Origin of the sequence: Streptomyces sp. NPDC020299 (genome assembly GCF_044387825.1) — a bacterium.
Classification (GTDB): Bacteria; Actinomycetota; Actinomycetes; order Streptomycetales; family Streptomycetaceae; genus Streptomyces.
The window spans coordinates 101138-122306 of record NZ_JBIRWL010000009.1 but is presented as its reverse complement, the minus strand read 5'-3'; the positions used below and the strand labels follow the sequence as shown (position 1 = coordinate 122306).

The following is a 21169-nucleotide window of genomic DNA, read 5'->3' as shown; positions in this document are numbered from 1 at the left end:
TGTCACGAACACGAACGGATCGAAATGAACCATCGCGAAGAAACCACCATGGCTTTTGACCTGTCGCGGTTGATCTCCCCCATCGAGACCAAGCAGTTCCAGCACGACTACTGGGAACAGAAGCCGTTGCACATAGAACGGCAAGATCCGAACTACTACGCCGAGTTGCTGACGCTCGACGACGTGGACCGGTTGCTGATGTTGGCCGGCCCGAGCTTCGACACCATCCGTGTGGTCGTCGACGGCCATGAAACACCGATCTCGGAGATGACTCAGCGCGGCCCACAGGGGCGTACGAACACCCTGGAAGCCATCTACGACCATTATCGTTCTGGCTCAACCGTTGTACTGAACTCCCTCGACGACCGGTGGGAGCCGCTGCAGCGCCTCACCCACGCCCTGGGCGCTGAGGTAAGCGCGGGGTTCCAGGTCAACGTCTACCTGACGCCTGCCGGAAAGGCGCAAGGCTTCAAGCCCCACTACGACACCCACGACGTGCTCGTCGCGCAGGTCCACGGAAGCAAGCAATGGCGCCTGTACGGAGCCCCCTACGAATTGCCGCTCGCCGGACGCCCCAAGTTCGGCGAGAAGTTCGACAACGATTCCGTCCCCGCCCAGCAACTCACGTTGAAGTCCGGCGACTTCCTCTACCTTCCCCGCGGTGAGGTGCACGCCGCCTCGTCCAACGATGAAGCGTCGATCCATCTCACGATCGGCGTACACCAGGCCAACTGGGCTTCGATACTGCAGACCGCCATGCAGAAGCTCTTCGACGAAGACGTGCGATTCCGTCGTGGCCTGCCCCTGGGCTTTGCCGGGAACCCGGACCTTCAGGGCATCGCCGCCGACACACTCCGCGAGCTGTTGAACGCCCTGCAGGAGCAGCTGTCTCCGGCACAGGTCATGGACGAGACAGTCGCGCAGGCTGTCTCGTTCAACTCGCCGAAGCTCTCGGGGCATCTGCGTGACTTGGAGCACCTCAGGGATCTGACTCCCGAGACCCGTCTGCGTCGTCGAGAAGATGTGCTCTGTCACGTGTGGCAGAGCGATTCCACAGTGAGCGTCACCTTCCACAACAAGTCGGTCGAGCTGCCGGCCCAGGTGGCGGAGCAGGTGAGATGGGTCGTGTCGGGCAGCACTCCGACGTTCAGCCCCGCCGAGATCCCCGGCCGTCTTGACCTACCGGGGCGGATGGTCCTGGCGCAGACCTTCGTGCGGGAAGGCCTCCTCACGTTCTGATTCCGTCCGGGAGCCCGCTCTGCGCGGGCTCCCCCCCCACCTGTGGAGAAGCTCATGCTCAAGCCAACCGGACGCTCGATGGTCATGTATGACTTCGACGCGGACAGTTCGACAGCCGGGTGCCTCGACATGTTAGGTGAGGCCTTCACCGAACCCTTCATGATCGACACGATCGAGCGGCGGCTACGTGAACGGCCACGTCCGTTCGCTCTGGCCGGCGAGTGGGGGGAAGTTTGTGATGTCCTCCAGGATCAGCCGTCACTGCCCTTGCGGGGCATGATCTTTCATACCGGCCGCTGCGGGTCGACCTTGATGGCGAACGCCTTCTCCGCCATGCCACAGGCCATGACGCTCAAAGAGTCTCCGTTCCTCTCCGCCACGGCGGCCAAGGCGATGTCGGCCAGCTCGGACGTCACCATGACACACGAGGTGCTCCGAGCCCTGCAGAGGAGCTGCCTGCCTCCCACGACCGCGGAACAGAAGTACCAGATCTGGAAGTTCGCGAGCTGGAACGTCCTCGCTGACCCCGTTTGGTCGACTGCCTTCCCGGACAGCGCTCGTGTCTTCATGTGGCGCCCCTGCGCGGAGGTCATGGCGTCCGAGATCGCGGCCCCTCCGCTGTGGGCCAACGGGAAGGGCCGCGTCAACCATTCGATGTTCGGCACTGGGAGGGCCTTGATGCAGGAGGCGGGCCTCACCGGTCTCCCGACGCCGCAGGCCCTGAGCCTGGCGGCGTGGTTGTCGACAGCCACAAAGGGTATTGAGCTCGGCGAACGAGGTGATCTCGTAGTGGCCTACGACACAGTGCGAAGCGATCTGGCCGGCTCAATTCGAGCCATCGCCGGTCACTTCGGTATTCCAGTGACAACAGAGGAAGCGGAACGAGCGGCGCAGGTCCGCCATTTCTACTCCAAGGACCCAAGCGGGACGAAGAAGTTCCAGGAATCAACTACCTCAATACCCTTGGACCGGGAAACGATGCGGCGGATACGCGACCTGACGGTCGGCATCGAGGAGCGACTCTCGAAGCTGAGTTGTGCCATAAACTGACCCAAACCACCCAAATCAAGGCTGTCTGCATCGCGGCTAACCGTATCTCGTCTGTATTTTTACTCGAGATTTACCAACACGAGTATCGCCTCATGTAACTTTCTCTGCATGGGGGATATTGGAACCAGTATTAAGCAACTGCGAATAACAACCGGAATGACCCAAGAACAGTTAGCGGAGTCTTCCGGGCTTAGTATTCGTGCAATCAGAGACATAGAGCGGGGTTCGACCCAGCGTCCCTATCGCCATTCACTTGAACTTGTCGCAGCGGCCATGGGGCTGAGCGAGCAAGATACCAACGAGCTGATCGGGACCGTCTACGTGCCACCAAACCTTAGGCGTCGAGGATCCGGAGTCGGACCACGGGAGCACGCCAAGGGCCGGGCTGTACCAAGGGTGGCGCTGGTACATCTGCCGCCTGCACCCCTGAATTTCGTTGGACGCCGTGACGCGCTGCAGAAGCTGGACGCTCTACTCGGAGCCGGCTCAGCCAATGCCTCCGCAGTCGCACTCCTGGACGGAGCACCTGGAGTCGGTAAGACGACACTCGCTCTGCGATGGGCGCACCGAGTAGCGGGGCAATTCGCTGACGGTGTGCTCTATGCGGACCTCCGAGGTTACCACGCGCAGTCCCCGCTCGTCCCGGAATCAGTTCTCCGGCGCTTCTTGCGGGCTTTGGGCGTCCCTGATCACCGTGTGCCGTTATCGAAGGAGGAGTGCTCTGCCTTGTATCGGTCAAAAATGGCCGATCTCCGCATGCTCATCGTGCTCGACAACGCGGCCTCGGCTGAGCAGGTCCGCCCCCTGCTCACTGGGGCTCCCCACTGTTTGGTTGTCGTTACCAGCAGAAATTCGATGACTGGGCTGGTGGTGCGCGACGGCGCGCAACGCATCCGCGTCGATTCCCTCACCGACGCTGAATCTCGGGAGCTGTTCGGGAGCTCCGTGGGAGTGGCGCGCAGCAAGCGCGAGCCGGAGGCCATTGCCGCACTGCTGGCCATGTGTGACGGTTCACCACTTGCCCTGCGCGTCCTGGCAGAGCGGACACGAGACCAACCGCACGCTGCCTTGCGGGAGATCGTCACACGCCTGGCCGGTCGACTGAGCCAACTCAGTCCCTTCGATACTCCGGGTGATCCGCAGTCCAGCATCCGAGAACTCCTGTCCTGGTCCTATCGCAACCTCCCCGCGCCTGCTGCCCGGATATTCAACGGTCTGGGCAATGTACGTCAGGGAAATTTTACAGTCACGCAGCTACTCCCCGTTCAGTCATATTCCGGCATGGGGGAGGAAACCCTCACGGATGCTCTCGACTGGCTCGTGGAGGAGAACCTGATCGAGAGCGAAAAACCCGGGCACTACAAAATCAACAGACTCATCTGGCACTACGCCAGAGAACGACTGGGCGAGGTTACGGGGCATTGAAACATCATGCACTACCTGAGGGTTCCTCAAGAGTTCCACTGCTGCGTATAATCAGATTATTTCGCCCATATCGAGGGCGCCTCGTCCTCATTGCAGCGCTGATAGGAAGTTCATCACTCATCGCACTGACGGTCCCGCTCATGGTGCGTGAGCTCTTCGATGTCGCCCTGCCTCAGGGGCGTACTGGCCTGCTGTCCGCACTGGCTCTGGGTATGGCACTCGCATCCGTCACGGGCAGCGCCATCTCGGTACTGGAGTCGTTCATCTCCACCTTCGTGGGACAACGGGTGATGCACGATCTCCGAACCGAGATCTACACCCATCTCCAGGAACTGCCACTCGCGTTTTTCACGCGAACTCGCACCGGCGAAGTGCAGTCACGTATCGCGAATGACATCGGCGCCATGCAGGCGACGGTGACCTCCACGGCCAGTTCCCTGGTCTCCAGCCTCACCACCGTGACCGCCAGCGTCATTGCGCTGCTGATCATGGACTGGCGCCTGGCATTGGTCTCCTTGTCGGTCCTGCCTCTTTTCATTTTGATCAGCCGCCGGGTCGGAGAGTTACGAAGAGCATTCACTCGCCAGCGTCAGCAGCAGATGTCCTCGATGTCCGCCATGGTGGAGGAGCAGCTTTCCGTCAGTGGCGTTCTGCTGGCTCGCACCATGGGGCGCTCCAAAGAGCTGGCCGAGATGTTCGCTGTCGAGTCAAAGGCCCTCAGCGACCTTCAGGTGCACTCGAACATGGCGGGCCGCTGGCGGCAGTCGGTGATCCAGACGGTCATGTCGCTCATGCCGGTAGCCATCTATTGGTCCAGTGGCATCACCGCGGCCAACGGACACGCAGCCATCTCGCTCGGCACTCTTATTGCGTTTGTTTCTCTGCAGCAGGGGCTTTTTAATCCCACGCTGACGCTTCTCGGAATCGGAGTCACGATTCAGGGGTCGATGGCGCTCTTCGAGCGGATTTTTGAGTACCTCGATCTGCCGACCACGATCGTTGAATCAGACCAACCCACCACGCTCGTGAACATCAAGGGTCACGTGCGGTTCGAGAACGTCGATTTCGCGTACTCCGACGACGCCCCGACACTCAGTCAGCTAAGTTTTGACGTGCTGCCCGGCAACAGCCTCGCCATAGTTGGTGAAACAGGTGCCGGAAAGACCACGATCGGTTATCTCATGGCCAGGCTGTACGACGTGACTGGTGGACGCATCACGCTGGACGGCGCGGACATCCGTGACTTGAGCTTCGCCACCCTGACATCCAGTGTGGGGGTCGTAGCCCAGGAGACGTACCTGTTTCACGCCACCATTGCGCAGAATCTCCGGTTCGCCAAGCCGGACGCCAGCGACGAAGAATTGATCGAAGCGGCCAAAGCCGCTCAGATCCACGAGCACATCGCGGCACTGCCAGAGGGGTACGACACGGTCGTCGGTGAGCGTGGGCTCAGGATGTCAGGGGGAGAACGGCAACGCATCGCCATCGCCCGTACCTTGTTGCGCAATCCTCCGGTTCTGGTATTGGACGAGGCGACCAGTGCCCTGGATACCCAGACCGAACGTTCTGTGCAGCAGGCCCTCGAGATGCTGTCGGCCGGCCGAACCGTGATCACCATCGCGCACCGGCTTTCCACAACGCGCGATGCAGACGAAATCGTCGTCCTGGACCGAGGCAGGATCAAGGAGCGTGGTACACACGAGGACCTTGTCTCCCGCGGTGGCGCCTATGCCGCCATGTTCACAAGCGGTGCCACCTCCAGGAACAGCCAAAGCCGAGTGCGGGAGGTAACGCGCAGTGCGTGACAAGTGGTGGAAGTCCGCCCGACTGGCAGGGGCCATAGCACTTCCCGTCGCCACGGCGTCGATCGTCATCGGACCGGGCGCGCTTGCGGGCCACGCCGAGACGTACGAGGTACCCGTCAGCAGACCGGCTTGGGCCACTCCCGCCGCCGACCATGGGCCGGCGAAGGGCGACGCTCCTGTCGAGGCACGCATATGGTTTGCCGCACGCGATCGAGCCGGCCTGTCGCGGTATGTGCAGGCAGTGTCAAGTCCTCGGGACCCTCTGTACCGGCACTTCCTCTCTCCGAGGGAATTCAGTAGCCGGTTCGGTCCAACCGCCGCTCAGGTATCCTCGATCACATCATGGGCCAGTTCGCAAGGGCTGCGCGTGACGGGCGAGACGAACCATTATGTGAATGTCAGCGGCTCCGTATCGAAAACTCAGAAGGCACTGTCAGTCTCCTTGCACTCCTTCTCCGGGAACGGCATGGCCGGCATCGCGCCCGTAACCCTGCCCAGGATCCCCAGGAGGCTTGCGCACGCAGTTCTGACAGTGACCGGGCTGGACCACGAGACGGAAATAGCGAAGACCTCCAAGGGCCTTCCACCGCCGCCAAAGAATCGTTGGTGGCCCGAGCGCTGCAGTTCTGGAGGAAAACCTCAGGAGGCTGACTTCCCGAGCCGGGACGGGAACAAGCCGACATGGGTTCCCTGTTCGTATACGCCGGAGCAACTGCGCGCCGCGTACGGAGCGGATCACGGGAGGTTGAATGGTCACGGCGTCACGGTCGCCGTGGTGAATGCCTATTCCTCCCCCACCATGGCCAACGACCTTGCCCGGTACTCACGCGACTACCATATTCCCCTGAATCCCGGTCAGTACCGCGAAGTGCTCAGTCCGACGTGGGACCAGATGAATACCTGCGGCGCCCCCGGTTGGTACTCGGAGCAGGCCAAGGACGTGGAAGCTGTCCATGCGATGGCCTCCGATGCCGACATCGTCTATCTGGGCGCCCAGAACTGCACAGCGAGTGCCCTCAATGATGCCCTGGTCAAGGTTGTCGATCAGCGTCTGGCCGACATCGTCAGCTGCTCCTGGGGATCGCCGACGGACGGCTATCCCGTGCAGGACCGCCTGGTGGCGCACAGCATCTTCGAACAGGGCGCGGCCGAAGGCATCGGCTTCTACGTCTCGTCGGGAGACGCGGGCTACGAAGACCCCGCAACCAGCGCCGGTCACGGAAGTGGATCCCGGCGTCTCCAGGTGGACTATCCGGCTTCGGACCCCATGGTGACCGCGGTCGGAGGGACATCCCTCGTGATCAATGCGAACAACAGCTACGCCTACGAGACAAGTTGGGGGCAGTACAGGATCAAGCTCGGAGAAGGCGGGACCAACTGGACAGCTCCCCCGCCCGGCAGGTATCCGCAGGACTGGTCCGGAGGGTCGGGGGGCGGCACCAGCACCATGTACGAGCAGCCCTGGTACCAAGCGGCTGTCGTACCCACCGAGCTCAGCCGCGGTCTTCCTGGCGGGCGTAGAAGTACGAAGCCCATGCGAGTCGTTCCGGACGTAGCGCTCGACGCGGATCCACTCACTGGCATGACGGTCGGAGAAACCCTGCGGATGCCGGACGGAAAGACACTGCGATACACAGAGGGCCGGTCCGGCGGGACAAGTCTGTCCTGCCCGCTCTTCGCCGGCATCCAGGCACTGGTTCAACAGGCGCAGCACGGCAAACCGCTGGGTTTCGCCAATCCCGCGATCTACCTCCGCTACGGAACGTCCGCGTACAACGACGTGACTGACACTCCGCTCGGCCCGAACCACACCTTGTCCTGGGTGTTGAGGAAGTACGCCGACCAACGGAATGCCAAGGGTCCGCTGCTCACTTACCTCGCGACCACCGGACATGATGGTGAAGGTGCTGCCACCCTCCGGGCCGACCCCGGCTACGACAACACCACGGGCGTAGGCTCGCCGAACCGTCACTATCTGGATTCCTACCAGTAGCCCGAACAGAGTCGGGACCGGAAATCCCCTGGTTCCGTCTGCGGCCAACCGGTTGAAAGGCGGAGAAGATTGAAGCAGGAAGAGTTCTGCAGGTGTCGGCCAGGGATGACCGTCTGGTTCACCGGGCTGCCGAGCGCCGGCAAGTCCACGATCGCGCACGAGCTCGCGGCTCGCATGCTGACTGACGGGCGTCGAGTCGCGGTGCTCGACGGGGACGAGTTGGGGAAGTCCCTGGCGGCGGGCCTCGGCTTCGGCCGCGAGGACCGGCACACGAACGTACAGCGCATAGGGATGCTCTCGGAAGTACTGGCCCGGAACGGCATCGTTGTTCTCGTCCCGGTCATCGCTCCGTACGCGGTCAGCCGCGAGGCGGTGCGCAAGCGACACCAGGAGGCCGGGGTGGCATACGTAGAGGTGCATGTGGCAGCTCCGGTCGAGGTGTGCCGCAAGCGAGACGTGAAGGGCCTGTACATGCAGCAGACGAGGGGAGAGATGTCCGGGCTCTCCGGGGTCGACGCCCCGTACGAGGTGCCGGGCTTCCCCGACCTTCGCATTCCGTCGCACACACAGAGCATCCCGGAGTCGGTGAACGATGTGTGGCACTTGCTCGCCACCCGGGAACTCGTGTGAGCGCACCCACCTTGTGTCATGCCGAGGACGGCGGACGGCGACGATCAGCCGGGCGTCGGCGTCGATGACGATCGTGCTCCACATCCCTGACCGACAACGGAGTGCCGATCGACCGGCCCTCTACGACACCGGATCATATTGATCGTGTGTGGGAAGGATCTTTGCGGAGTCACCACAAAGTGGGACGGCTTGTACGGGGTTCCGACCCATGCGCGTGAGAATTCGTGAGATATGAAAGCGTGCAGGGCGTGAGTGCGACACCGACGAACACCCTGCAATACCGCTTTGACGGGCCAGAAGACGCCCCAGTCCTGATCCTGGGTCCCTCACTGGGCACGACATGGCACAGGTCCGGGGCGATGTCGGGGTCGAGATCCTCGTGGTTGGGGTTGGTGTGGTGGCGGGTGTGTTTGTCCTGCCACCATCCGTAGCCCATCCCGATCGCGGCCCCGGCGATGCGGCCGGCCGTCTCGCCGGGCCGGCGCCGGCGGAAGACCTGGCGGTGCGCGACGTCGTGGGCGAGCAGAGCCACCTGCCCGAACATCACGGCGAGGAACGCGGCGAGCGCCAGGGTCCACCACCCGGCGCCGATGACGACGAACGCGCTCCAGCCCCCGGCGTAGGCGACGGCCACGACGATGGACCGGACGGTGTAGTAGCCGGGGCGCCGGTTCATCAGGCCGGCCTCGGCGATCTTCTTCGACAGGCGGGCGAAATCACTGCCACCTGCGGGGGGAGGCGGGCGACGGCGCGGGGTATGCGTGGTCATGGTCTCGGAGTGTCCTTCCCGGCTGACGAGCCGCATCCGGTCGCGCGGTGTACGCCGGATGCGATGCGGCAGCCGGGTACCCACATCCCTGCCTTCGGACCGGCACCCGATGCTCGTCGGTCGGAGCTCCGGATGTCGCGGGCTTTGACGTAAGGCCCCCGCGGAGGGTGGCTGCTGTCGATGAACCTGCCGCGCTGGCAATCGGGGCGAAGCGGCATGACAGGGGTATAAGACACTAGCCTCGGGCCATGGTGACGCGTACCCGGCTGTATCACGACGGCACTCTGGTCCTGGAGGGCTTTCCCGCCAGTGACGTCTCTGCGCATCTCGCTGATCCGGCGTCGGTCCTGTGGCTGGATCTGCACCGGCCCGGAGCCGCTGAACTCACCATGCTCGGTCAGGAGTTCGGCATCCACGAACTGGCTCTTCACGGGTGTCACCGTGCACCCGGCCTACTGGCCCGTCCTGCCGCATTGGGTGTCCTACGCCGGGCGCACCGTGCAGGTGGGCTGGTCCACCGAGGAGCAGGATCCCCACAGACTCACTCTTTTCTCCGCTGACGGCCGCCGGGACGTGCTGGTGATTCCGCCGGAAACCGGTGCGGATGCCGCCGCGTAGTTGATGGTCGGCGACGGCGTCGATGCCTCGGCCCGGGAGCAAGCAGCAGACAGGATCGATGCACGAAACAGGGAAGAAGCCTGCGCAGCAGCCGTCGCTCGTCGTCGTAAAGGTGGTCCAGGGTGACGGCCATCACGCCCACCTGGTCTCCACCGTCCAGCAGGGGAAGGTAGACCCGCACACCGCCGGCCTGCGAAACCTCGACGGGACGCGCCTCCCGGAAGGCGCGTCCGGCGTCGGAGCCGTCGATCGGCTGCGGTTCCCCAGCCGCCAGCCCGTCGCCCGGCAGGGGGACGAGCCACACCTGGCCGTAGTCCTGCAGGAAGATAGAGGTCTCGCGGCCGTCGAGCCTGCCGATCTGCCGTGCGACGAGCGGACCGAGTTGGTGCGGCGGCAACTCGTGCCCCTGGTCCAGCAGGACTCCCAGAAAGGTCGTGTCCCCCGTCGTGGTGTAGCCGATCACGGTCCGTCGCCTCCGCTTCGGAGCCGTCCGGCTCGTGCCGCGATTCCGTCGTGCGATCACCGCTGGTCCCGGCTCGGGGAGCCTCAACACGGCCTCCGACGAAGGCGATTCGGGTCGCGACCAGGGATTCCGCCAGCTTGATCGGCTACACCACTCGGCAGGACGCCATCCCCAGAAACTCCTCCCCGAAGCACTCCGACCGGTGGAGCCTTCCGCGGGTCCTTGCCGCTCACCGCCCGCCATCGCCGTGGCCCCGGAGGACGTTCGGGCGGATCCTCACGAAGGTGCTGTGCATACGAACTCCCGACGGAGATTCACGGGCCGACGCGGTGGGGAACTTCCGCCCGGATCGTGGGGGCCGATCCACCGACTCCCCAACGAGTCGGCCGTGCGCTCGTGCGGCGAGGACCGGCACAACGGCCACCGGGCGCCCCGCGTCCGAGCCGCGGCGGCTGACCGGCACCGGCGGCGGCCTCCGCCGGCTCGACCTCTCCGCCGCTGTCGTCCGCCGCCGCGAACGTCTTGGTGGGGTCCGCGACGTCTGCCGGCCTGCCCGCAGCCTGGATCACTGCCCTGCAGGGCGACGATCCCGCCTACCAGTAGTGGCGTCGGCCGGCGACGGCGTGTCCCATCGCGCCGAGGATCCACAGGATGGCTCCGACGACCAGCAGGATGATCCCGATGGTCCACAGGATGGACAGGCCGGTGAGGAAGCCGACGACGAGCAGTATGACGCCCAGGATGATCATGATCTCTCCTTCGGGGAGTGGTGCCGGCGCGCCCGCGAACGCGGTGGGCCGCAAGGGCGTCGGCGGGAACGGCCGATCTCCTCCTCACTCCACGCGGTGTGGTCCGTGGCGGCTGACCTCTAGGCGGACCTCGGCGGGCATGTCGGTGAGGCCGGTGGACCGACGCGCGGTGCCGATCGGGCCTTCGCACAGGGCACCGAGAGTGGCGCCGGGCGTGCCCTCGGGGGTGAGGGTGAGGTCGATGCGGGTGCGGTGGCGGCCCGGTCGGCCGGTGATGAGTACGGCCGCATGGCCTACCCCTGGCAGGGCACCGGCTTCGTTCGCGATCGCTTCGCTGAGTGCGCGGTCGCGCAGTTCGACGCCCTCCTGCGGGGGTGTGCCGCCGACGGGTAGTGAGCCGGAGCGGTGTCGGCTCAGCTGGGCGAGCAGCCACCACAGGGCGAGCAGGGCGGTGAGGACGAGGGCGGCGATGACCGCGGGCCACCACCACCAGCCCTGGCTGCTCCAGCGTGCCCGGTCGGCGGAGCCGAGCAGGACGTCGGCCGGGGTGGGCAGGGGCCAGCCGGCGGGCGGGGCCACATCGTGCCGCCGGTAGAGGTCGAGTCCGGCGAAGAGGATGAGCAGTCCGCCGCCGAGGAGGACCAGTCCGACGAGGGCCAGCAGAGTGCGGTTGAGTGCGGATCGCGGCGTCATGGCGGGCTCCGGTGCTGCGGGTCTTGCGTCAGCGGGTGCGTCGCCGCGTCCGTACGGCGATGCGGGGAGGACGGGCGAGGGCCAGCCGGTCGCGCTCCTCGTCGAGGACGGCGGTGAGGTCGTCCTTCACCTGTCGGGGCTCGCGGAAGCGGACGTCCGCGCGGGCTTTGATGCGGTGGCGGCGCACCAGGACGTGCGCCGCGCCGACTCCGGGGACCCGCATGGCGGCGTCGCGCAGCAGGACGGCGGCGCCGTCGCGGTCTACGAAGGCCCGCAATCGCGGGCAGCCGGCGGGTGAGCGCAGGGGCAGCCAGCGTCGCTGACCGGGGGTGAGGGCCAGGACGATCAGCCAGACGCCGACGGCGGCGGCCACGGCGGCCCCCGTCAGCATCCACACGTCGTCCACCGGGCGGGTCGCCAGTTCGTCGGCCAGGTGCCGTCGCCAGGCCGCGGCCGGACGTCCCGCCCGTACGGCGACGACGTCGGCGAGCGTCGCGACCGCGGCCACGAGGATCACCGCGGCGACCAGCGCCGCCGTGACGCTGCGCGCCGACCACTTGCGACGGCTTCGGTGCCCTCCTTCGCGCTCACCGGCTGTGAGGTCCGAGGTGGACACGTCGCGTTCGGGAGGATCGGGCTCCTTCGTCAGCGGCACTGCGGCACGGTGCGCGGACGACGCGGAGCCGCGGCCCGGGGGACGTGGACCAGATGTCATCACGATCGCCCTTCCTGCACGGCGTGCCCGGTGACCCGGGCCGCCCGGCCGCTCACCGGACCCGCCCCCGGCTCGAGTCGGTGGCGGTCACCAGCCGCCGGACGGTGAGGAGGACCTCTCCCACGCGCAGCCCGGTCAGCTGGGCGACCCGTTCGGCGACGTCCCGCTGGATCCGCTCGCAGACACGGGGGATGTCGGTGGGGTAGGGCAGGTCCATGGTCAGATGCAGGCGCACCGATCCGGTACGGACGGCGGCGGAGGCCTGGGGTGCCGCAGGTCCGCCCCGATCGGGCGGTACGGCGGCGCGCCGCGCCTGCGCCGCGCGCGCGGCCTGCGCGGCGATACGGGCGACCACCCTGTCCGGGATGACGGTGGCGCCCCGCTCGGCCGGGGGCGGCAGCCCGGCGGCCGGCGCCGGCGGGCCCGACCCCTCACCGGGGGAACCGGGCTGGGTCTTCACCGCTGCCTCCGTGTCCGGAGGTCCAGGTCGCCCTGTACGACGAGGCCGACGATCAGCCCCGCCGCGCCCAGGACCAGCACCAGCAGAAACGCCCAGAAGCCGCCGAAGTAGCCGGCGAAGCCGAGGGCCATACCGGCCGCGAGTCCCGTTGTTGCTGTGTTCATCTTGCACTCACCCGTCTCGCGAGTGTCCCTCCCGACGTGATCATCCGCTCGTGCCCGAGGACACGGCGGTGCTCCCGGCAGCGGTCACCTCACGCGGCCCTCGTCCGGTCCGGTCTGTTCCTCCTCGTCGTCGGGCAGGTGGACGTCGTCGACGGCGATGTTCACCTCGACGACCTCCAGGCCCGTCATCCGCTCCACGGCGCTGATGACGTTGGTGCGTACGCCGCCCGCGACGTCGACGATGGAGACGCCGTACTCGACGACGACGTCCAGGTCCACCGCGGCCTGCCGTTCCCCGACCTCGACCTTGACGCCGCGGGTGACCGCTCCGCCTCCGCCGGGGACGCGTTCCCGCATGGCTCCGAAGGCGCGGGCCATGCCCGCGCCCAGGCTGTGGATGCCTGGTACCTCGCGGGCGGCCATGCCCGCGATCTTGGCCACCACGCCGTCCGCGATGGTGGTCCTGCCCCGTGTCTCGGCCGGAGCCCCGGCCCCGGTGCGGCCCTTGAGCGCGCTCACGCCTGTTTCGGGCCGGCTGCCCCCGCCGACGTTGGTGATGTTGTCCGTCATGGCGGTCGCCTCGATCGGTCGGCCGGACACCGGAATGATGCCCGTCGAAAGTTGGACATATCGAGCGGTGGAGTCCTCACGTGCCCTGGTGTGTGACGTGCGTCACATTTCTTTTCGGGGGTACACGGTCGTTCCGAGCTTGCGTGGGAGCGCCATGATCGAACGCACTGCTTCCCCACGACTGGGGTGCGACCTGCCCGACCGTCTGCTGGCGGTGCGGGCGGCCGAGGGAGACGAGGACTCCTTCGCCGTTCTCGTCCAGCGGCACAGCCGGTCCCTCCTGACCCTGGCCCGTTGCATGCTGGGCAACCTCCAGGACGCAGAAGAGGCCGTCCAGGACGCCTTCGTCAGCGCCTGGCGCCACCTGCCGGAATACCGCCACAGGGCGGAGTTCCGCACCTGGATGTACCGGATCACCGTCAACCGCTGCCAGACCATGTGCCACCGCCGGCCGCCGCCCCTCCCCCTGGACACCGTCGCCGAACCCGCGGAGAGCGACGCGTGGAGCCAGCCCGCCCGGACCGCCGAGCAGGACGCGGCCACGGCCGCCCTGTCCCGCGCACTCGCCGAGCTGGACGCCGGACAGCGGGTCTGCTGGATCCTGAGGGAGGTGCAGGGCCTGCCCTACAAGGAGATAGCGCACGTGACGCGTACCGGCGAGCAGACGGTACGCGGCAGACTGTTCAGGGCACGCCGATCCCTGCAGGAGGCGATGGGCCCATGGCGCTAGACGACCCGCACACGCGGCCTCCCGAACCGCCCGGAGCCGATGGGCCCCGCAACGGCTGGGCCGCCGCCGACGTGCCCCCGATCGCAGGCGATGAGGTACTGCCCTGCGGCCGCCTGCTCAGCCGGGTCTGGGAACAGGCGCGGGACGCACCACCGGCCGCGGACCCGCACCCGGTGTCCTGTCCATACTGCCTAGAGGCGGTTGAGGGACTGGCCACGGTGAACGCGGCCGCCCGGACGCTGCGCGACGAGGACCCTCCGGGCCTGCACGCACTCGCGGACCGGGTCATGGACGTCGTCAGGGCAGAGGTCCGGTTCGGGCGGCTGCTGCCCCTGGCCGACCCCGACCGGGACCTGCGGATCGCCGAGAGCGCCGCGGCGAAGGTGCTGAGGCGGGCCGCGGACACGGTCCCCGGTGCCAGGGCCGCGACCTGCCGGCTCGTACCCGAGGGCAACGGCACCGACGTGCGGGTGACCATGACCCTGGCCGCCGCCCTCGACCGCCCGCTGCCCGACCGGGTCCACCAGGTACGCCGATCGGTCCTCCACTCGGCCGGACAGGACCTGGGGCTCACGGTGACAGCCGTCGACATCACCGTGGCCGACGTACTGGAACCGGGACCGACCCTCGGTCCCCGCCTCCCGACGGGCGGTGGCGCATGATGACCGCCGCCGGCACCACCGCGCTCCCCGGCGTCGCGGCCGAGGCAGCCCTCGCGGTTCCTGGCGTGGCCGCCCTGCAACCCCGCCTCGCCCGGCGCCTCGCGGCAGCCGCCGCGCCCACCCGGGCGGACACCACGCCGCCCGAGGCCGGCGTACGCGCCGACCGGGCGCCGGACGGTTCCGGATGGCACATCGAGGTGCGCTGCGTCCTGACGGAGGGTCGGCGGGCGCTGGACATCGCCCGAATCGTCCACGACCGGGTGACAGACGCCCTCGTCACCCACCTCGCCACCCACGCTGCCGCGGAGCCGGTCACCGTCGCGGTCACGGTGACCGGTATCGCCGCCTGGCGCGACGCGGCGTGAGCGGCCGCGCGGGCACAGGCCCGCGAACCGTCGCTTCTTCGTGCTCCCGTTCAACCCATCGCTCCGCATCGGTCCGCCAGGCCCCGACGAGGAGTACCTGGTGATTGCCATGAGCATTCCGTACACCAGCGATGAGCGTCGCGTCGTCGCTGGTGCGGCCGCCCCGTTGCTGCTTCAGAGCGTGAGAGAGGGCGCGCACCACCGTTGCTGATCCGCAACCACCAGCTCGTGCGGCAACTGACAGGCCCGACCACCGTGCCGGTCGGCTTCGGCGGTGAGGAACCCCGGATCGCGGCATGTCATGCGGGCTGTTTTCGTTGGTCTGCTGCGGACGGCATTGTCGGCCCGCTGACGAGGCACGAGGGGGCCGTCCGGGGCGGTCGACGCTCGGAATAGGGCCCCTAGTGTCCGCTGCCCCGGTCGGAGAGGGGGGAGATCGACTGCACTCCGGCGGCTCTCACCGTTGGGCACTTGGAAGGCCGCCTGACCCGCCTGGTGGAGCGCCACGCTCCACAGTCGCTCGGACGGTGGGCATCGGTCCGGACACCGCCGTCACTTTGCTGATCACGGTGGGGGGCACCCCGGAACCGCTGGGCAGTGAGGCGTCCTTCGCGGCGCTGTGCAGGGTCAGCCCGGTCGAGCCTGGCGGAGTCAGTCCCATCGAGTACTCCTCCGGCCGTCGGAGCACGCGACGGCTCAACTACGGCGGCGACCGGCAGGCCAACGCCGCCCTGCACCGCATCGTGTTCACCCGGCTGCGTCACGATCCGCGCACCCAGGCGTACTACGAACGCCGCACGCAGGAGGGCAAGACCCGACGCGAGATCATCCGATGCCTCAAGCGATATGCAGCCCGCGAGGTCTTCAACCTGGTCAGAACGGTACCCGGCGTTCCCCCGTTATATGGGCGTCCGTGAGACGTGAGAGGGTCTGACGCGTGAGTGAGACACCCCCGAACACCCTGCAATACCGCTTTGACGGGCCAGAAGACGCTCCGGTCCTGATCTTGGGTCCCTCACTGGGTACCACATGGCACATGTGGGACCGGCAGGTCCCCGAGCTGGCCCGGCAATGGCGGATCTTCCGGTTCGACCTGCCCGGGCACGGCGGCGCCCCCGCGCACCCGGCGGGGTCCGTCTCCGAGCTGACCGCGCGGCTGCTGGCCACGCTGGACGGGCTCGGGGTGCACCGCTTCGGCTACGCGGGCTGTGCGCTCAGCGGTGCCGTCGGCATCGAGCTGGCGCTGCGCCACCCGGAGCGGCTGGCCTCGCTCGCGCTGGTCGCCGCCTCGCCGCGGTTCGGCACGGCCGACGAGTTCCGGCAGCGCGGGGTGATCGTACGGACCAACGGGCTCGACCCGATCGCCCGTACCTCGCCCGACCGCTGGTTCACCGGCGGATTCGCCGCCGCCCAGCCCGCGATCACCGAGTGGGCCGTGCAGATGGTCCGCACCACCGACCCCGGCTGCTACATCGCCGCCTGCGAGGCCCTCGCCGGGTTCGACGTGCGGCCCGAACTGGGCCGCGTCGGTGTGCCGACCCTCGTCCTGGTCGGCTCCGACGACCAGGTCACCGGCCCGGCCGAGGCCCGTACCCTCGTCGCCGGCATCCCCGACGCCCGCCTCGCGGTCGTCCCCGGCGCCTCCCACCTGGTCCCCGTCGAGCAGCCCGCGGCCGTCACCGACCTGCTGGTCAGACACTTCTCCACCGCCTGGCAGCCCGCCAACGAGCCCGCCACCGGCCATACGGCCCTCCCGGCGGTCGCTCCCCAGCCGGTCCTGGTCGTGCCGCCGCAGGCCCGGCCCATCGCCGAGATCGCCCCGGCCGTCGTCGTAGCGCAGCAGCTGCCCGGGCGGCCCGACCCCTACGACGCGGGTCTCAAGGCCCGCCGGGAGGTCCTCGGCGACGCGCACGTGGACCGCGCGCTCGCCCAGGCCGACGACTTCTCCGGGGACTTCCAGGAGTTCGTCACCCGCTACGCCTGGGGCGAGATCTGGGACCGCCCCGGCCTCGACCGCCGCACCCGCAGCTGCGTCACGCTCACCGCACTGGTCGCCGGCGGCCATCTGGAGGACCTCGCCGTCCACACCCGGGCGGCCCTGCGCAACGGACTGACCCCCGGCGAGATCAAGGAAGTGCTGCTCCAGGCGGCCGTCTACTGCGGCCTGCCGGCGGCGAACAGCGCCTTCCGGGTGGCCCAGCAGGTCATCCGCGAGGAGACCACGCCCGAGGGGTGACCCGGCCGCGCTCCACGCCGGCAGGCAGGATGGAAGCCATGAAGCTCACGAAGATGTCCCACGCCTGCGTCCGGCTCGAGAAGGACGGGCGGACGCTCGTCATCGATCCCGGCGGCTTCAGCGAGCAGGACGCCGCCGCCGGCGCGGACGCCGTCCTGGTCACCCACGAGCACCCGGACCACTTCGACGAGGGGCGGCTGCGGACCGCGCTGGAGGCGAACCCCGCGGCCGGGATCTGGACGCTGAAGTCGGTCGCCGACCAGCTCGCCGCGGCCTTCCCCGGCCGGGTGCACACCGTCGGCCACGGCGACACCTTCACCGCCGCGGGCTTCGACGTGCAGGTCCACGGCGAACTGCACGCGGTGATCCACCCGGACATCCCGCGCATCACCAACGTCGGCTACCTCGTCGACGGCGGCAAGGTCTTCCACCCCGGCGACGCCCTCACCGTCCCCGGTCCGCCGGTCGAGACCCTGATGCTCCCGGTCATGGCCCCCTGGAACAAGATCTCCGAGGTCATCGACTACGTCCGCGAGGTGCGCCCGCAGCGCGCCTACGACATCCACGACGCCCTGCTCAGCGACCTCGCCCGCCCGATCTACGACCGCCAGATCGGCGCCCTGGGCGGCGCCGAGCACCTGCGGCTCGCGCCGGGGTCGTCCGCCCAGGTCTGACCGCCCCGGGAGGCCGGGCGGGCCGCGTTGTCGGACCCGCCGGGTAGGTTGTGAGACATGCGCATCGCGACCTGGAACGTGAACTCGATCACCGCCCGCCTCCCGAGGCTGCTGGCCTGGCTGGAGAGCAGCGGCACCGACGTGCTCTGCCTCCAGGAAGCCAAGATCGCCGAGGAGCAGTTCCCGTTCGACCAGCTGCGCGAGCTGGGCTACGAGGCGGCGGTCCACGCCACCGGCCGGTGGAACGGCGTGGCGGTGCTCTCCCGCGTCGGCCTCGAGGACGTCGTCAAGGGCCTGCCCGGCGACCCCGGCTACGACGGCGCGGTGGAGCCCCGGGCCGTCGCCGCGACCTGCGGCCCGGTCCGCGTCTGGTCGGTGTACGTGCCCAACGGCCGCGAGGTGGACCACCCGCACTACGCCTACAAGCTCCAGTGGTTCGAGGCCCTCAAGGCCACCGTCGCCGGCGACGCGGGCGGCAGCCGCCCGTTCGCGGTGCTCGGCGACTACAACGTGGCGCCGACCGACGACGACGTCTTCGACGTGGCCGCCTTCGAGGGCAGCACCCACGTCACCCCCGCCGAGCGCGCCGCCCTGGCCTCCCTGCGCGAGGCGGGCCTGTCCGACGTCGTCCCGCGCCCGCTGAAGTACGACCACCCCTTCACCTACTGGGACTACCGCCAGCTCTGCTTCCCCAAGAACCGCGGCATGCGCATCGACCTGGTGTACGGCAACGCGCCGTTCGCGAACGCGGTCAAGGACGCCTACGTGGACCGCGAGGAGCGCAAGGGCAAGGGCGCCTCCGACCACGCGCCCGTCGTGGTCGACCTGGACGTGTAGCCGGACGTGCGGCACATGCTGCACGTGGGGGACGTGCAGGTCGTGCAGGACGTGTAGAGGACACGACACCACCGCCCGGGCTGTGGTGCGTACGGCGGCGCGAATGCCACGCTGGGTGCATGAACATCCCTTTCCTGGGCCACCGGCACCCCAAGACCGGGGAGGCGGTGCTCCCCACCGATCCCGAGGGCGTCGCCGACCTCCTCTCCGAGTGCGAGCTGCTGCGCTCCCAGGCGGAGCGGGCGGGGGTCGGGCTCGACGACTCCCCGGGTTCGCTGGAGGCGCTCGACCAGGTGCTGCCGCGCTGGCGCGACGACGAGGAGACCCTGACCTGGCTGGGCAACGACGCCGGCTTCTACCTGGGCACGGTGATCGTGCGCACCGTGCCCGGAGCGGCCTGGGACGTCCGGGCCGCCGGGCCGGTCGTACGCCTGGCGTCCGGCCGTGAGTTCGACGTCCTCGCGTCCGGCCACGAGTGGGCCACGAGCGGGGTGCCGGAGCTCTCGCAACTCTACGCGGAGGTCGCCGAGTCCTAGGCAGGGCCAGTCCGTTGAGTCCCCGGTCACCGGGCGGCGACCCCGGTCGGCTGTCCGGCCGGCGGTCGTCGCATAGGATGTGCCCTTCGTGGGGTGGCGGTTCACCGAGCCAGACCCGGCCGGCGGCAGCCGGCGATCACTGCTCGCGCAGCGGTACGGACACGTATGACGGGTCGTCCGCCGGTGAGGAGAAGGTCAGCTGCGCGCCGGACGGGTTGTGCTCGATGTAGAGCGGGTCCACCGTGTCCACGACCAGGGCGAGACGGTGCCCGGCCGGGACGTCGTAGGCGGTGGAGAACAGATCAAGGTCCACGCCGAACGACTGGCCGGGCGTCCGTCCGTGCCAGGTGTACGGGGCGTGGGTGACGAGCTTGCCGAGGCCGAGCGGCCCCACGTCGTACAGGTAGGCGACGAGGGTGCCGCTCTCCTTGGTCGGGGTGAGCGTGGTGTGCAAGCTCGCGGTGCCCCGCACCTGTTGGGCGGACGCGTACTTCTCCGACTGCCACACCGCGGCCCAGCGGCGGGGGAGCAGCGGGATCGAGGCGACGGGCGGCAGCTGGGCCACCTGGTCGAGGATGCTGGAGAGGAAGATCACCCCGCCGTCCGCGCCCGAGTCGACGTTCGCGTGGAGGGTGGTGGAGCCCGCGAGGGCGATCTTCCGGCGGGTGGCGGCCACCGACTTCCAGTCCGGGTAGCCCTCGTAGCCGCCCGTCGTACGGGACTTGAGCTGGACCGGCTGCTCGCGGTCGATGCCGTTGTCCGCGCCCTTGAGATAGTGGTCGAACCAGCGCCCGGTGTCCGTCCACACGTCGTTGGGCAGCCCGAACAGGCCCGTCAGTTCGGCGGTCGCGTGGTCGCCGGGGCGGAGTTCCAGTCGCTTGGGGCCGGTCAGCTTCTGGTAGAAGTCCGCGTACTGGTTGGCCGGGAAGATGGTGTCGCCCCAGGCGTTGGCGAGCATGACGGCCGCGCCGTTCTTGTTCAACTGGTCGACGTAGGTTCCGGGGGAACGTTTCTTTCCCCAGGCCACCAGTTCGGGCTCCTTGGCCAGGTTCGAGGCGTAGAAGTCGTCGAAGACCTGGCGCAGTTCGGGACTCTCCCGGCCGGTGACGGTGGCCGTGCCGTCCAGCAGGGCGGCGGCCTGGACGTGCTGGGTGCGGCCGGAGTAGATGGAACCGATCAGGTCGGCCCAGCCGCTCAGCGCGGCGACGGCCTTGATCCGCTTGTCGTGGGCGGCGGCCAGCAGGCTGATGCCCGCGCCGTAGGAGACCCCCGCCATCCCCACGTGCTGCGGGTCCGCCGGGGTGTTGGCGAGCGCCCAGTCGATCACCTTGGAGGCGTCGGCCGTGTCGGGCGGCCCCGCCACTTCTATCTCGCCGCCGGACTGCCAGAATCCGCGCACGTTGTAGGTGAGCACGACATAGCCGGAGTCGGCGAGCTTCTGGGCCTGGGCGAGATACTCGGCCTGGGGCAGGCTCCAGCTCGTGGGCAGCACGATCAGCGGGTAGCGGCGGGTGCTGTCGGCCCCCGCGGGCGTCACGACGTTCGCCTTGAGCACCGTACCGCCGTCGCCGGTGATGTCGACGAAACGGACGCCGTTCTGCGCCGCCAGGGCGGTCGGGGCGAGCCCGAGAACGCCACCGGCGATCAGTGTCGCGGATACGGCGCCCACGGCGGTCGTACGCAGGGCCTGGCGATGGGTGCCCACGGGCCACTCCTCACTCGTGTCAGTGCAAAGTGACCAGACGGTAACCGGAACGCCTTACTCTAGGTAACCCGTGGGTAAGTT

At 68.2% G+C, this 21169-nt stretch carries 22 protein-coding genes and 3 pseudogenes; 16 read left to right on the top strand and 9 right to left on the bottom strand.

From position 1 onward, the window contains the following. The first annotated feature begins 24 nt into the window (after positions 1 to 24). The 7 genes and pseudogenes from ACH45E_RS23495 to ACH45E_RS23465 form a co-directional block, all read left to right on the top strand. Complete coding sequence (locus ACH45E_RS23495) at positions 25 to 1239, top strand: JmjC domain-containing protein (protein WP_361439419.1); 1215 nt, start codon at positions 25 to 27, stop codon at positions 1237 to 1239. A 54-nt stretch (positions 1240 to 1293) separates the two neighbouring features. After that, complete coding sequence (locus tag ACH45E_RS23490) at positions 1294 to 2289, top strand: hypothetical protein (RefSeq protein WP_361439418.1); 996 nt, start codon at positions 1294 to 1296, stop codon at positions 2287 to 2289. A 108-nt stretch (positions 2290 to 2397) separates the two neighbouring features. Then, entirely contained in the window at positions 2398 to 3714 is a 1317-nt protein-coding gene (locus tag ACH45E_RS23485; RefSeq protein WP_361439416.1) for an NB-ARC domain-containing protein, read from the top strand. Beyond that, entirely contained in the window at positions 3711 to 5519 is a 1809-nt protein-coding gene (locus tag ACH45E_RS23480; RefSeq protein ID WP_399041366.1) for an ABC transporter ATP-binding protein, read from the top strand. The genes ACH45E_RS23485 and ACH45E_RS23480 overlap by 4 nt, the downstream gene beginning before the upstream one ends. Continuing rightward, the gene (locus tag ACH45E_RS23475; protein WP_361439414.1) at positions 5512 to 7512 is read left to right on the top strand and encodes a S53 family peptidase; all 2001 of its coding nucleotides are present in this window, start codon (positions 5512 to 5514) and stop codon (positions 7510 to 7512) included. Before ACH45E_RS23480 ends, ACH45E_RS23475 begins: the two co-directional genes overlap by 8 nt. 69 nt (positions 7513 to 7581) lie before the next feature. Next, positions 7582 to 8142, top strand: coding sequence for an adenylyl-sulfate kinase (cysC, locus tag ACH45E_RS23470; RefSeq protein WP_361439413.1), 561 nt, complete (start codon positions 7582 to 7584; stop codon positions 8140 to 8142). Between the two features lie 248 nt (positions 8143 to 8390). Beyond that, positions 8391 to 8489 (top strand): annotated as a pseudogene (locus ACH45E_RS23465) (3-oxoadipate enol-lactone hydrolase); the annotation flags it as partial. On the opposite strand, the pseudogene ACH45E_RS23460 reads toward ACH45E_RS23465, so the two are convergent. After that, positions 8489 to 8911: pseudogene (locus ACH45E_RS23460) on the bottom strand (fatty acid desaturase family protein); the annotation flags it as partial. The pseudogenes ACH45E_RS23465 and ACH45E_RS23460 sit on opposite strands and share 1 nt — an antisense overlap. Before the next feature lie 309 nt (positions 8912 to 9220). Between ACH45E_RS23460 and ACH45E_RS23455 the strand changes: the two are divergent. Beyond that, positions 9221 to 9529 (top strand): DUF5994 family protein, encoded by a 309-nt coding sequence (locus ACH45E_RS23455; RefSeq protein ID WP_361439411.1) that lies wholly within the window; start codon positions 9221 to 9223, stop codon positions 9527 to 9529. Between the two features lie 76 nt (positions 9530 to 9605). On the opposite strand, the pseudogene ACH45E_RS23450 reads toward ACH45E_RS23455, so the two are convergent. The 7 genes and pseudogenes from ACH45E_RS23450 to ACH45E_RS23420 all read right to left on the bottom strand — a co-directional run. Further along, positions 9606 to 9992: pseudogene (locus ACH45E_RS23450) on the bottom strand (serine/threonine-protein phosphatase); the annotation flags it as partial. A gap of 593 nt (positions 9993 to 10585) precedes the next feature. Beyond that, positions 10586 to 10741: a DUF6131 family protein gene (locus ACH45E_RS23445; protein ID WP_099054839.1), complete on the bottom strand. Its 156-nt coding sequence runs from the start codon at positions 10739 to 10741 to the stop codon at positions 10586 to 10588. A gap of 84 nt (positions 10742 to 10825) precedes the next feature. Next, positions 10826 to 11434: an alkaline shock response membrane anchor protein AmaP gene (locus tag ACH45E_RS23440; RefSeq protein ID WP_361439409.1), complete on the bottom strand. Its 609-nt coding sequence runs from the start codon at positions 11432 to 11434 to the stop codon at positions 10826 to 10828. 28 nt (positions 11435 to 11462) lie between these two features. Further along, entirely contained in the window at positions 11463 to 12089 is a 627-nt protein-coding gene (locus tag ACH45E_RS23435) for a DUF6286 domain-containing protein (RefSeq protein WP_361439407.1), read from the bottom strand. A gap of 112 nt (positions 12090 to 12201) precedes the next feature. Beyond that, positions 12202 to 12609 (bottom strand): Asp23/Gls24 family envelope stress response protein, encoded by a 408-nt coding sequence (locus ACH45E_RS23430; protein WP_361439406.1) that lies wholly within the window; start codon positions 12607 to 12609, stop codon positions 12202 to 12204. Next, on the bottom strand, positions 12606 to 12773 hold the full coding sequence (locus ACH45E_RS23425) for a hypothetical protein (RefSeq protein WP_030645371.1): 168 nt from the start codon (positions 12771 to 12773) through the stop codon (positions 12606 to 12608). The genes ACH45E_RS23430 and ACH45E_RS23425 overlap by 4 nt, the downstream gene beginning before the upstream one ends. An 84-nt stretch (positions 12774 to 12857) precedes the next feature. After that, positions 12858 to 13343 carry an Asp23/Gls24 family envelope stress response protein gene (locus ACH45E_RS23420; RefSeq protein WP_361439404.1) on the bottom strand — a complete coding sequence of 162 codons (486 nt, stop codon included), beginning with the start codon at positions 13341 to 13343 and terminating at the stop codon, positions 12858 to 12860. A 154-nt stretch (positions 13344 to 13497) separates the two neighbouring features. Between ACH45E_RS23420 and ACH45E_RS23415 the strand changes: the two genes are divergently transcribed. The 8 genes from ACH45E_RS23415 (at position 13498) to ACH45E_RS23380 (ending at position 19383) form a co-directional block, all read left to right on the top strand. Continuing rightward, positions 13498 to 14073, top strand: a complete 576-nt coding sequence (locus ACH45E_RS23415; protein WP_361439402.1) for a sigma-70 family RNA polymerase sigma factor — start codon at positions 13498 to 13500, stop codon at positions 14071 to 14073. Continuing rightward, positions 14064 to 14735 (top strand): hypothetical protein, encoded by a 672-nt coding sequence (locus ACH45E_RS23410; protein WP_361439400.1) that lies wholly within the window; start codon positions 14064 to 14066, stop codon positions 14733 to 14735. Before ACH45E_RS23415 ends, ACH45E_RS23410 begins: the two co-directional genes overlap by 10 nt. Beyond that, the gene (locus ACH45E_RS23405; protein ID WP_361439398.1) at positions 14732 to 15100 is read left to right on the top strand and encodes a hypothetical protein; all 369 of its coding nucleotides are present in this window, start codon (positions 14732 to 14734) and stop codon (positions 15098 to 15100) included. The genes ACH45E_RS23410 and ACH45E_RS23405 overlap by 4 nt, the downstream gene beginning before the upstream one ends. A gap of 527 nt (positions 15101 to 15627) precedes the next feature. Next, positions 15628 to 16017, top strand: coding sequence for a transposase (locus ACH45E_RS23400; protein WP_399041360.1), 390 nt, complete (start codon positions 15628 to 15630; stop codon positions 16015 to 16017). A 20-nt stretch (positions 16018 to 16037) separates the two neighbouring features. Then, positions 16038 to 17336 (top strand): 4-carboxymuconolactone decarboxylase, encoded by a 1299-nt coding sequence (pcaC, locus tag ACH45E_RS23395; RefSeq protein ID WP_361439397.1) that lies wholly within the window; start codon positions 16038 to 16040, stop codon positions 17334 to 17336. Positions 17337 to 17374: 38 nt separating this feature from the next. Next, on the top strand, positions 17375 to 18010 hold the full coding sequence (locus ACH45E_RS23390) for an MBL fold metallo-hydrolase (RefSeq protein ID WP_361439395.1): 636 nt from the start codon (positions 17375 to 17377) through the stop codon (positions 18008 to 18010). Between the two features lie 57 nt (positions 18011 to 18067). Further along, positions 18068 to 18847 carry an exodeoxyribonuclease III gene (locus ACH45E_RS23385; protein ID WP_361439393.1) on the top strand — a complete coding sequence of 260 codons (780 nt, stop codon included), beginning with the start codon at positions 18068 to 18070 and terminating at the stop codon, positions 18845 to 18847. 119 nt (positions 18848 to 18966) lie between these two features. Continuing rightward, a complete protein-coding gene (locus ACH45E_RS23380; protein ID WP_361439391.1) occupies positions 18967 to 19383 on the top strand; it encodes a DUF6278 family protein in 417 nt (138 codons plus the stop codon). 136 nt (positions 19384 to 19519) lie between these two features. Here ACH45E_RS23380 and ACH45E_RS23375 read toward each other — a convergent pair whose 3' ends face one another. Continuing rightward, positions 19520 to 21088, bottom strand: coding sequence for an alpha/beta fold hydrolase (locus ACH45E_RS23375; protein WP_361439389.1), 1569 nt, complete (start codon positions 21086 to 21088; stop codon positions 19520 to 19522). Positions 21089 to 21169 lie beyond the last annotated feature (81 nt).

Excerpts from the sequence above, each read along its gene's own strand:
- ACH45E_RS23440 (WP_361439409.1), bottom strand. The coding sequence starts at position 11,434 with ATGACGCCGCGATCCGCACTCAACCGCACTCTGCTGGCCCTCGTCGGA.
- ACH45E_RS23410 (WP_361439400.1), top strand. The coding sequence starts at position 14,064 with ATGGCGCTAGACGACCCGCACACGCGGCCTCCCGAACCGCCCGGAGCC.
- ACH45E_RS23490 (WP_361439418.1), top strand. The coding sequence starts at position 1,294 with ATGCTCAAGCCAACCGGACGCTCGATGGTCATGTATGACTTCGACGCG.
- ACH45E_RS23415 (WP_361439402.1), top strand. The coding sequence starts at position 13,498 with ATGATCGAACGCACTGCTTCCCCACGACTGGGGTGCGACCTGCCCGAC.
- ACH45E_RS23385 (WP_361439393.1), top strand. The coding sequence starts at position 18,068 with ATGCGCATCGCGACCTGGAACGTGAACTCGATCACCGCCCGCCTCCCG.
- ACH45E_RS23425 (WP_030645371.1), bottom strand. The coding sequence starts at position 12,773 with ATGAACACAGCAACAACGGGACTCGCGGCCGGTATGGCCCTCGGCTTC.
- ACH45E_RS23390 (WP_361439395.1), top strand. The coding sequence starts at position 17,375 with ATGAAGCTCACGAAGATGTCCCACGCCTGCGTCCGGCTCGAGAAGGAC.
- ACH45E_RS23495 (WP_361439419.1), top strand. The coding sequence starts at position 25 with ATGAACCATCGCGAAGAAACCACCATGGCTTTTGACCTGTCGCGGTTG.
- ACH45E_RS23445 (WP_099054839.1), bottom strand. The coding sequence starts at position 10,741 with ATGATCATCCTGGGCGTCATACTGCTCGTCGTCGGCTTCCTCACCGGC.
- ACH45E_RS23485 (WP_361439416.1), top strand. The coding sequence starts at position 2,398 with ATGGGGGATATTGGAACCAGTATTAAGCAACTGCGAATAACAACCGGA.
- ACH45E_RS23380 (WP_361439391.1), top strand. The coding sequence starts at position 18,967 with ATGAACATCCCTTTCCTGGGCCACCGGCACCCCAAGACCGGGGAGGCG.
- ACH45E_RS23405 (WP_361439398.1), top strand. The coding sequence starts at position 14,732 with ATGATGACCGCCGCCGGCACCACCGCGCTCCCCGGCGTCGCGGCCGAG.
- ACH45E_RS23420 (WP_361439404.1), bottom strand. The coding sequence starts at position 13,343 with ATGACGGACAACATCACCAACGTCGGCGGGGGCAGCCGGCCCGAAACA.